Source organism: Bradyrhizobium sp. CCBAU 11434 (assembly GCF_028128895.1).
In the GTDB taxonomy this organism is placed as follows: domain Bacteria; phylum Pseudomonadota; class Alphaproteobacteria; order Rhizobiales; family Xanthobacteraceae; genus Bradyrhizobium; species Bradyrhizobium zhengyangense.
On record NZ_LBJX01000080.1, the window covers coordinates 61,176 to 71,288 of the forward strand.

The 10,113-nt window shown below is 65.0% G+C and carries 11 protein-coding genes; all 11 read right to left on the reverse strand.

Annotation, left to right across the window (positions count from 1 at the left end; translation table 11 throughout):
- Positions 1-420: a hypothetical protein gene (locus XI06_RS17510; RefSeq protein WP_271605995.1), complete on the reverse strand. Its 420-nt coding sequence runs from the start codon at positions 418-420 to the stop codon at positions 1-3.
- A 36-nt stretch (positions 421-456) separates the two neighbouring features.
- Positions 457-1,179 carry a hypothetical protein gene (locus tag XI06_RS17515; RefSeq protein WP_271605996.1) on the reverse strand — a complete coding sequence of 241 codons (723 nt, stop codon included), beginning with the start codon at positions 1,177-1,179 and terminating at the stop codon, positions 457-459.
- 35 nt (positions 1,180-1,214) lie between these two features.
- Positions 1,215-2,567, reverse strand: coding sequence for a hypothetical protein (locus XI06_RS17520; protein WP_271605997.1), 1,353 nt, complete (start codon positions 2,565-2,567; stop codon positions 1,215-1,217).
- A 63-nt stretch (positions 2,568-2,630) separates the two neighbouring features.
- A complete protein-coding gene (locus tag XI06_RS17525; RefSeq protein WP_271605998.1) occupies positions 2,631-4,094 on the reverse strand; it encodes an SGNH/GDSL hydrolase family protein in 1,464 nt (487 codons plus the stop codon).
- Positions 4,091-4,900, reverse strand: coding sequence for a hypothetical protein (locus XI06_RS17530; protein ID WP_271605999.1), 810 nt, complete (start codon positions 4,898-4,900; stop codon positions 4,091-4,093). The genes XI06_RS17525 and XI06_RS17530 overlap by 4 nt, the downstream gene beginning before the upstream one ends.
- On the reverse strand, positions 4,893-6,002 hold the full coding sequence (locus XI06_RS17535; RefSeq protein ID WP_271606000.1) for a baseplate J/gp47 family protein: 1,110 nt from the start codon (positions 6,000-6,002) through the stop codon (positions 4,893-4,895). The genes XI06_RS17530 and XI06_RS17535 overlap by 8 nt, the downstream gene beginning before the upstream one ends.
- 15 nt (positions 6,003-6,017) lie before the next feature.
- A complete protein-coding gene (locus tag XI06_RS17540; protein WP_271606001.1) occupies positions 6,018-6,602 on the reverse strand; it encodes a phage GP46 family protein in 585 nt (194 codons plus the stop codon).
- Between the two features lie 3 nt (positions 6,603-6,605).
- Positions 6,606-7,322, reverse strand: a complete 717-nt coding sequence (locus tag XI06_RS17545) for a phage baseplate assembly protein domain-containing protein (protein WP_271606002.1) — start codon at positions 7,320-7,322, stop codon at positions 6,606-6,608.
- 58 nt (positions 7,323-7,380) lie between these two features.
- The gene (locus tag XI06_RS17550) at positions 7,381-8,421 is read right to left on the reverse strand and encodes a phage baseplate assembly protein (protein WP_271606003.1); all 1,041 of its coding nucleotides are present in this window, start codon (positions 8,419-8,421) and stop codon (positions 7,381-7,383) included.
- Positions 8,421-9,689, reverse strand: a complete 1,269-nt coding sequence (locus XI06_RS17555; protein WP_271606004.1) for a DNA circularization N-terminal domain-containing protein — start codon at positions 9,687-9,689, stop codon at positions 8,421-8,423. The genes XI06_RS17550 and XI06_RS17555 overlap by 1 nt, the downstream gene beginning before the upstream one ends.
- A gap of 12 nt (positions 9,690-9,701) precedes the next feature.
- Positions 9,702-10,113 (reverse strand): hypothetical protein (locus XI06_RS17560; RefSeq protein ID WP_271606005.1); only part of this gene is annotated, 412 nt, incomplete at its 5' end.

Here is a 10,113-nt window from a genome sequence, read left to right on the forward strand (position 1 = left end):
TCACGCCTTTGGCGGCTGGATGACCTGGACGACCTGCGGCGGCGCGCCGTCGATCTTCTGTGTGATGACCATCGGCGGGTTTTCCGTGGCCTTGCGCAACCAATCCACGATCAGCGAGGCCAGCACCATGCCGACCGGGAGCGCCCACGCCGGCAGCTTCGCGGTCAGCGGCGTCCAGTCCTGGCCGCTCACATAGGGCAGCACCTGATCATAAAGCCCGACCATGAGGCCAGCGATGGCGACAAGCCGCGCGAAGATTTTGGTCTTCCAGCCGGTGACGCGCGCCTGCAGCTTCTCGACGAACGAGGCTTCAGCGGCAAAGCTGGCGCTGAGCGCCGGCAGCGTCTTCAGCCAGGGACGGATGATGAAGACATAGATCAGCAGCAAGCCGATCAGAACAAGCGAAAGAATCCACAGCATGGGGTGATGTCTCCGTTGGATGGTGAAGCGTGATGCCTACGCCGCGTGCTTGAACAGCGAGACGATCCACGCGCCGATTGAGCCAGGCGCGGGATGGGAGATGGTGGGCGCGCTGTCCGGATGCGGGGCGACCATGACCTGGCCGGTGCGCGCGACCACCTTCGGCGGTGCGTTGTCGTTCGCGGCCTGCTCGCCGAAGCGGATCGACGGGTCCAGCTGCATCATGGTCATGATCATCCCCGCGCAACCGAGCTGCTGGTCGACCGCATTGGGGTCATAGACGCCGTCGCGGACATATTTGCCGCTCACATATTGATCGGTGCCGGCCCAGAGATAGGGCGACGGACGGCTCTTCGCGGCGTAGCCGAGACCGTTGTACTGCTCCAGCATGGTCAGCGTGCCGCCGATCGACCAATCCTTATTGCGCGCGGCAAAAGGCGCGCAATTGACCAGCGCATCGATGGCACAGTCTTCCCAGGAGTTGAACGGCCCACGGCCGGCCGGCACGTGCACCGACTTGCGGTCCCACGGATCGCCCTGCGCCAGCGAGCCGCGAAAGCTCTGCGAGCACTCGCGCTCGTGTACGATGGCGATGAACCACCACGGCACGCCGGTGCGGGCCGACACGGCCTGGTAGCGCGCCTTGGCCTGCGCCCAGATCAGGCGGTGTGCCACGGGAGAAAACGCAGCAGCGCGCGTCAGCTTCGCACTCGCAAAGCGGCTCGCGTTCGCCGCACGCAGTGCGGAGAGATCGACCATGAAAACCCCTTCGATGTGGACTGGAGAGACTACGTTCAGCCGTATTGCGCGCCGGATGAGAGCGAGCCGGCAGAATTGCCAGGGAAATAGTTCACGCCGGCGCCCTGGGCGTTGATCACTCCGTTCAGCGATCCCAAATATTTCGCTCCGGTGACATTGCCCGGATTGACGAACGTCGGCGTTCCCGTCGCCGGCACCTCGATCTGGCCACCGGAGACGACTGCCGCAAACGCGCTGACCGTAATCGCCGCCGCGATCGTGAACGAAATGCCTGTGCCAAGATTGATCGTTCCGTTTCGATAGCACGCGAAGGCAAACGCGACGTTCGCATTGAACTTGTGGGCGCCGATAGACACCGCGCCACCACCATTACCGAGAAAGCACCACCCTCCGCAGGTGCCGCTTTCTGTGTTGGCGGTGAAGAGGTTGGCCCCGGCACCATTGGCAGCCGCGCCGGCAGTGTTCAGTGCCGTCGCTGACCATTTGAGGTTCTTCAGTGTCGCGGTGTTGGGCCCGTTGACCGAGAAGGCATTACTCGTCGACGAGTTGATATGGACATTCGACGGCGTCCCGGAGTTACCGTCCACGACGATGGCCGGGCCCGGGATTGTCGGCGTCGCGACGCTCTCGGCATAAGTGCCGTCGGCAACCTTGACCGTGATGATATAGGCTGCGCTCGGACCAAATTTGAAGGCCTCGTTGACGGCGCGCTGGATTGTTCTGAACGGCCCATGCACGCCGCTCACCACCGCCGCGGTGCCATCATACAACGTGTCGCTACCGAGCGAGGCATCCACATAGAATGTGGTGTTTGCGGTCAGCACCTTGATGACGTTCTGCTGACCGTTCGTGAGCTGCCAGAAGATGCCATCAAAGACAAAACGCCCAATCTGCCCAATCAAGAGATCGTTGGCCTGCAGATCGGTGCCGTCGAGCCTCTTGATGGCAACGGGACCAAGTCCCGACAGGTTGAGGTCGCCGGGACCGAGATTGGTGGCCGCAAGCTTGGTGATGACCTCCATGCCTTTCTTGAGTTCAATCGCCGCCGGCGTTGGCGCGACCACGACATGGTTTGCCGACCCGGTATCATCGCCGTACTTTGGCTGCCCCCGCTGCACCATCTGCTGCATCGCGTGAAGCAGCATGTCGTCGCTGTTGTCCTCCGCAACCACGGGCGCCGATAGCGCAGTCAAGCCGTTGCCGCGGATCGCACTGCGGAACAGGCCAGCCACCGCATTCATGAAGGCGGCCGTCAGCTTGGTCCCGTCATTCGCCGTCGCCGACGTGCAGTCCTTGAACCAGCTGTCGAGCGAGCCGAAAGTCCGCGTGTCGTCCGGGCGCGAAGTCACGCTGTTCGGCGCGTTGGCCGGACCGATGATATCGACCATGTGAGAGGTTCTCCTGTCCTTGGAATCGAACGCTTGGGCGCGACGACGCCTATCGTCGTCGCGCTAGGCCGCCTGCAAAACCGCCTGGATGCCTTCGGCGATGATCTGCGCAATCATGTCGTGGCCGGCTTGCGCCGGATGAACATGGTCGTTGCTGACCAGCACGTCCGAATTGCCGTCGCCGGCCGTGGCGCCGACGCGGCCCGTCCCCGACCACGGGCAATCGCCCGTTTGTGTCATGACGCCGCCGGCGCTCTGCGATGTCTGCAAGCCGCCATTCTCGATCGTCACGGTGTAGGGCGCGGCGCTGCCGCTGACGCTCTTGACCAGGCAGCGGGTGGCATCGCCGAACGCGTAGGTGGCGCCGATCGCCGGCGGCACCGTGCCGCTCACGGTGAACGAGGAGACACCGACCCCAGGCGCGGATGTCAGCACATGGGTCAGCGGCGAATAGCTAGGGGGCAGCGGCCGCTCGAGCAGATCGATGAAGAAGCCGCCGGCGGCGAGCGTCGCCGTCTTCACGGCGGCGCGATGCAGCCAGGTCAGATTGGTAGTGCCGGTCGGCCCGTTGACCGCGGCCTGCGAGGTGATGATCGGGACCACGTTGGGTAGTGCCGATTTCAGCGCCTCGATGATCGCCGTGCATTCGTTGCTCATCTGCAGCGGCGTGAAGCCGCCGGCGGGATCGTTGGTCGAGCCCTGCAGCACCACGACGTCCGGCGCATAAGGCAGCACATCGGTCGCAAAGCGATCGCGATATTTGGCCGAGGTGCCAAACGTCGCGAGCAGCCCGGTGCCGCCGACGCCCGATGAGATGTAATTGTTCCAGCCGAGGTTCTCGAACACGCGCTGCGGGATTGCCGAGCCCGGGAACAACGCGCCCGACCCCTCGACAAAGCTGTCGCCGACATAGAGGACGCGGGGCCCTCGCACCGCGCAAGGCATCACGCTGTCGGTCGCGCCGGTCCAGATCCCGTTGAACAGGAAGTTCTGGTCGACGATGATCTCGACCCGGTGCCAGGCGGGCGCGGCGAAGGTCACGTTGTAATAGTAGAAATTCGCCGAGGTCGGCACGCTCACCGGCGTCAGGCTGACATATTGGTCGTCGATCTTGAGCGCGAATTTCGCCTGGATGCCGTTGCCGACCATCGCGATGTTGAACTGCGATCCGTAATAATAGAACGCGATCGCGGCATGGTTGAATTTCTTGCCGTTGGCGCCGGCGCCGAAATTGGTGCTGCCGCCGAACGAGACGTTGGAAAAATACAGGCACCCCGCGTAGGTGGTCTGCTGCACCGGGCTCGCCGCACCGGCATAGGTGAACGGGCCATAAACCGCGGTATTGGGCCCGACATTGTTCTGCGCCGTCACAGCCGGCCAATAACGCCCCGCCGAGAGCGAATTGGTGTTGGCGGCGCTCATCGCCACCGTCGGCGGCGTGCCCATCACCGAGGCTGGCAGGAAGCGCGGCGGCAGCACGGGATTGGCAGTGCGCAGCAGTTTCAGCGAGGCAGTGCGATTGGTCATGTCGGCTCGACCTTGATGTTGGATCCGTCGGTGTCGATGATGAAGGCCGCGTCCGTGTCGACGAGATAGGCGCGCCCGTCGTCGGGATCGACCGGCGGCTGTGGATTGCCGCCGTGAGTCTGGTAGGCGATCACCAGATGCGCGTGCACCACGCGATCAAGAATGCATTTCAGCGGCGAGATGTCGGGCTCGCAGGCCAGCGAGAAGCCGATCTGGAAATTGCCGATATAGGGCGGGCTCTCAACCGCCGCGACATAGGACGGACTGTCGTCGAGGAACACGTCGATGACGAGATAGGCCGAGCCGGCGTGGCCGCCGACCTCGTCGCAACCGGTCTGCGCGCAGCCGATCACCGCGCCACAAGCGTTCAGGAACGTCTCGCAACTGATGGTCCAGCCGGCTCGCGATGCCACGGCCGCGTAATATTCGCAGCGCGTGCCGCCGAGCGCGGCCACCTTGGTGCAGAGATCCGGGAACGGATCGCAGGAATCCGGCAGCCCGTATTCGATCATCCATTGATCATGCGTCTCACTCTCGCTCGCGCACCAGAACTCAAGCCGCAGCGCGCACAGCCTGGTCTCGATGTAGTTGCGCACCACGGCGATCGCGGCGGAATAGCCTGTTTGAACGAAGCCGGTTGGCCATGACAGCGGCACACCGACGACGGTCGCGATCCAGTCCCAGAAGCGGAACGGCGTCACGCCATCGGAGACGGGCCACGCGCGCCCGCGCGGCCACAGCGCACAGGTCGCCACGAAGCTCTCGAACAGCGTCGGGCAGTGAAACGGCGTGTCTGGCTTAGACAAAGCTGATCGTCCCCGGCACCGCGGTCTCGCCCACCTTCAACGGCGTGTCGACCACGGGAAAATCCAGGTCGAAACTGTCGACGTCGGCCGCATTGGCAACCGATTGATAGATCCAGGACAGTGAGAACGTCGCCGGTGACGCCAGATAGGGCATGCCGCCGTGAACGGTATCCTGCCCTGCGACACGGCCGAGCCGCAGGAAAGCAGCGCGCAGCTCGGTCAGCACGGCCTCGCGCGTGCGCACCGTATCCGGCATCAGGTTGCGGATGATGACATCGATCGGCCGCGGCGTCGGCGCCGCCACGGTCAGCAGGCTTCCGGCTGGCATCACCGTCTCGATATAGTTCTGCAGACGAGTCACCGCGGCGGCATCAGGGATGCCGTCCGGATAGATCCCGTCCATGAAGAAGAACACGCGCACGGTGCCGGGACCGGCCCACAACCGTTCGACGAACACGCGGCTGACGCCGGAGATCTGGCGGGCCCAAATCACGTAATCACTGGCCGAACCGCCATGCGGCGGGTTACGCTTGCGGAACAGGATGCGCTGACGGTAGCTCTCCTTGTCCTCGACATCGATCCCTTGTGTGATGCCGCCCGCAGCGACCGCTATGGTGTAAGAACCGGACGCGGTCACCCCGGACAGCGCCACCAATGGCGTGCCCTCCACCACATTGGAGGCGGCACCGTCAGCCTGCGCAATAACGGATAGCTGCAGCGTGCCAGCACCGGGCAAGGAGCCGGGCGTGACGACGAGATAGACTGCACCGTCCGCCCGCTGCAGCGTCGCCGAGGTCTCGACCCCGATCGCATCGTCAGTGGTGAAGATGACATTGCCCTCGCCCGGCCCCGCCGGCAGCTGCGGCAGACCGAACTCGGCGCCGTGCAGCCGCAACGTCTCGATGTCGGGCGCGGTCGAGGCAAAGATCATCTTGGAGATGTAGCTGGCGAAGCCGAACACCTCGAACGCCATGCCGGCGATCACCTTGGCCGAGGCATAGATGTTGTTCGGCCAGGACCAGGCGTCGGAGCCCTTCAAATAGGTGCGGAACGCCGCGCGGGCGCGCGCCAGCAGGTCGTCGAGCGACGGGATCTGGAACATCTGATGTGCTCTTGGTTACTGCGGCACGTAATCGGGGAACGGCAGCGGCGCCGGCGACGCCACCGATTGCTGCCAGATATCGTCGAAGCGCGCGTCATAGACGCGTTGGCCGTCGCGGCCATAGATCTGGATCGTCAGGTCGCAGCGATCGAATGCCTTTTCTGCCGAGGCCTGCGCGTCGACGCGCACGGCGATGCCCTGATTGATCAGCGGCATCAGCGCGTCGATCGCGACGGCCTCAACCCAGCGGATGATGTCGTCGGTCAGGGTCGCGCGCTCGAACACCCAGAGCCAGGAGCCGAGCGCCGTCTCGCCGCGGCTCGAGTCCACGTCGGCACCGTCGCCCCACCATCCGCGCTGGTCGGCACCCTCGAGCAGGTACCGCAGCGGATGATCGTCCGGCAGCCGTTTGTCGGTGAACAGCGCCAGGATCACCGAGGTGTGCAGCGCCGCCACGGCCCGCAGACCGCCCTGGTTCTGCGTTTCGGACAAAAGCGCCGGCAGCACCCAGTCGGCCGCGCCCTCGGGCGGCCGCCATTGGCTGTCCCAGAGCAGGTTCGGCTGGTCCTGGTCGCCTTCGGAGATGCGGACGCGCAGCATGACTCAGCTCACCACTGCATAGACGATGTCAGACAGACCGCATTCGGTCGCGACCTTGCAGGGCGCTTCGCCGTCGGGATCGGTCACGCCGAGATCGACGCGATCGCCCCGGACCACCACCCACCGGCCGCCAGCCACCCCGCCAGAAAACTGACTCGCCGCCTGCGCCACGATGTGACCGTCTTCGCGAATGGCGACCGTCGAACCCTGATAGGTCAGCGTGATCGAATCGCCGTCCATGAGGACGATCGAAATTGTCTTCTGGTCCTGGTTGCTGGCGTCATCAGGCTGATCGGCACCCTGCCCCTGCGCGTTGCCGAGCGATGATTTGCCGGCGTTGTAGCCCTTGCCGATCCGGATATTGACGAGCTTCTGGTGGACGACGTCGAGATTCTTCTTGAAGACGCGGATGATATCGCCGCTGTGGTTGAACAGCACCGTGCCCCCTTCAGGGGTATTCTTCGGCCGGTATTTCTCGTGTCCGCCGTCCATGTAGAGCGTGCGGTCGGAGCGCGATCCCATCTGGATCATCACCCCATCGCAATCCTTCGGCGGGTGCGAGGAGTAGCCGAAATCCTGCGGCCGCCAGATCTTCTGCGGCTTCTCCTCCTTCAGCCCACGGATATCGACGCGCTGCTGGCTCTTCGAGTCGTCGACCTTGTCGATCCGGGCCCGTCGCGTCGTGACGCGGATCGCATCTTCGTGCTCATAAACCGGCATGTTCAATCCTTTGCGCTGTTCGCGACGCCGTCGCAAACGCTCCGGCTGCTCGAGCGCATTACCCAAAACTCCACTCGCCGCCGGACTTGTTGCCCGATCCTTCGCTGCCCTCGCCGCCATAGGCGCGCGGGTCGACCAGGCTGAGCGTCGTGACGCTGCCGCCATCGCTCTGGTTGAAGTCACAACTCTCGATCAGCATGTCCTGGGCGATGTCCAGGAACGGGCTCTCGGTCCAGACCAGGCTGCCGGCCTCCCAGAGCTGGCCGGCATCGTCGTGAAAGCCCTGCACCACGATGGTCGCCTTCAGCGCGTTGCCGGCGGCGCGATCCTTGCGGTTCTTCGCCCGCTTCTTGGCACGGTTCTTGTCGGTGTCCTCGTCCTGGACGATGATCAGCGGCCGGTTGCGCTTCACCGCGCCGTCCTGCTCGATCGCCTCGATCTGCAAATTCTCGTCGCCATGGCCGAACGGCCGCTGGCCGCGAACGATGATGGTCGAATGCCGGTTCGAGCCGTTGTGATGCGCCGTACCGCTCTTGATGTTGACGCCCTCGACCAGCGAGCCGGCCTGGCGCTTAGCTCCGGCCTTGGTGATCCTGGCGTTGCCCTCCGCCGTGCCGTGAATCGTCATGCCCTGCTGGCGCGCCAGCTTCTCGACGCAGCGGAAACAGGTCTCACCCTGCTGCAGCTTGTACTGCTCGACCTTCTCGAGCTGCTGATCGGTCTCCCATTGCGCGGCGATGCCTTCTGAGATCGCCCGCCCGATCTCGAGCGGATCTTTGTTCTCGAAATAGCCGGTTTCGTGCTTGCCGCTGGAGTCGACGAGGTCAGCCGATTTCGAGCGACCGCTGATGGTGATGTAGGCTTCCGTCGCCGCGATATGCGGCTCCTTGCTGTCGACGTAACCTGTCAGCAGCAGCTCGCCATTGGTCGTGATCGTCACCTCGGTGCCGACGTCGAAGATGCGGTTGGTGGCGGAGGCCCCTAACTCAGCCGCCAGCTTGGCCGAGAAAGACCGTGCCGCCTCGTTGAAGCCGGCGCGCACCCTGACTTCTTCAAAGGCCGTGTAGCCGTTGATGGAGACGATTTCGATCGACGCCATCAGCGGGCCAGCGCCTCGAATTCCGTCGGCATGAACGACGGGTGGGCGATCCGGTTGCGCGCGGCGAGCTCGCGCGAGCGCGCCGGATCCTGATAGAGCCGCCAGGCCCAGAACAGCGAGGGCAGCCCCAGATTGGCCTCGACCTGGATGACCGGCGCCAGATCCAGCACCGCACGCGACAGATAGGTGATCACGGAATCGCGCAAGGTCATCAGCGCATGGGAGAGGTCGATATCGCCCGCATTGATCACCAGGAGCTCGCTCTCGAAATACTCGGCGACATTCGCCCGCAGCGTGATGGCGGCCGGCCGATCCGCCAGCGTGATCCGCGCGATCGCTTCCGCATAGGCGATCAGCGCCGCCAGGCGCAGCGCCTGGTTGGCCGCCGCCTCGTTGGTCTGGGCGGCCAGCGTCCCTTGCGTGACATAGACAGGCGCCGGCACCACCACCTGCGACGCCAGAAACACCTGCTCGAACTGCGGCACGGCATCATCAGGCGGCATCGCCTTGCCGAGCGCCCGCGCCGATGCCGTCACGCGCAAGGCCAGATCCTGCGCCGCAGCCGGGCTGTCGGACACGCTCTCGGCGGCATCGAAGATCGACTGGATCTCGACGCGCTGCGCTGCGGAGATCTCGGGATCGACAGGCGCCGCGGTCCTGACCGTTTCGAGCGCCGCCGCATTACTTTCGACCCCGCTGACGGCGGCCTCGACCGCGTAGTCAGGCATATCCAACGTCAGCGTCGTCTGCGCAAAACTGAGGGCCGCGGACAACGCGGTCGCCTCGGCCTGGACGAAGACGAGATTGGCGAGCTGGGCGATCGAGGCCAGCGCGCTGCCAAAGCCCTCGCGCACGAACCGCAGCGACAGCGCCTCATAGCCGGCGCGGTCCTTCTTGCGCTCGCGCTTGAAGGTGAGACAGCGCACCAGGCGCGGGCCCTGGCTCGGCAGCACCAGCATGCCGGGGCCGCGGGTCGCACAGATCGCGATCACCGAGGCCACGTCGGCGTCAGCGCGATCGGAGGCGACATAGGCGTCGAGCTCGAAATGCCTGCAGCCTTCGCCGAGGTCCTCCAGATACGCATCGTCCCGCATCGGGAATTCGTGCTCGACGATGCGCCGCGAGCCCTCTTCGCCATCGGTCTCGACGAAGAACGGCACGCCCTTGTAGGATGCGGGCCACAGCGTCTTGGTCCAGTCGCGCGCGATCGTGGCCTGCGGCCGAACGGCCGGCACGGCTTGCGTCGCCGGAGGAAAGCTCTGCACCATCGCTGACGAACCCTAGTAGGGCGACGCGCCGACGCCCGTGAACGGGCGCCCGCTCGTACCTGAATCCGGCGACGACAGCCCGGTCGAGCCCGGACCGTTGGCGCCGACCTGGCCCATCAGCTTGATCGCCTGGCGCATCTCGCTGACGATCGAGATCAGCTCCGGCCCCGGCCCGACCTTGACCTCGAGCGGCGCCTCGCCGTGGATCTCGCCGGAGACGGCAACGCTGAGCGCCTTGTCGCCACTGACGCCGGTCCCATAGGTCATGGTCGGCGTCAGCTCGGGCAGCGTGTAGCCCTCGTCAAGCGCGCGGCCCTCGAGGAAGTGACGCCGGCGCAGATCCGTCATGCTGCCGCCGCGCTGCTGCGCCAGGCGCTCGCCCGAGGTCATCCCGACATAGCCGGCATCCTCGACGCTCTTGTGC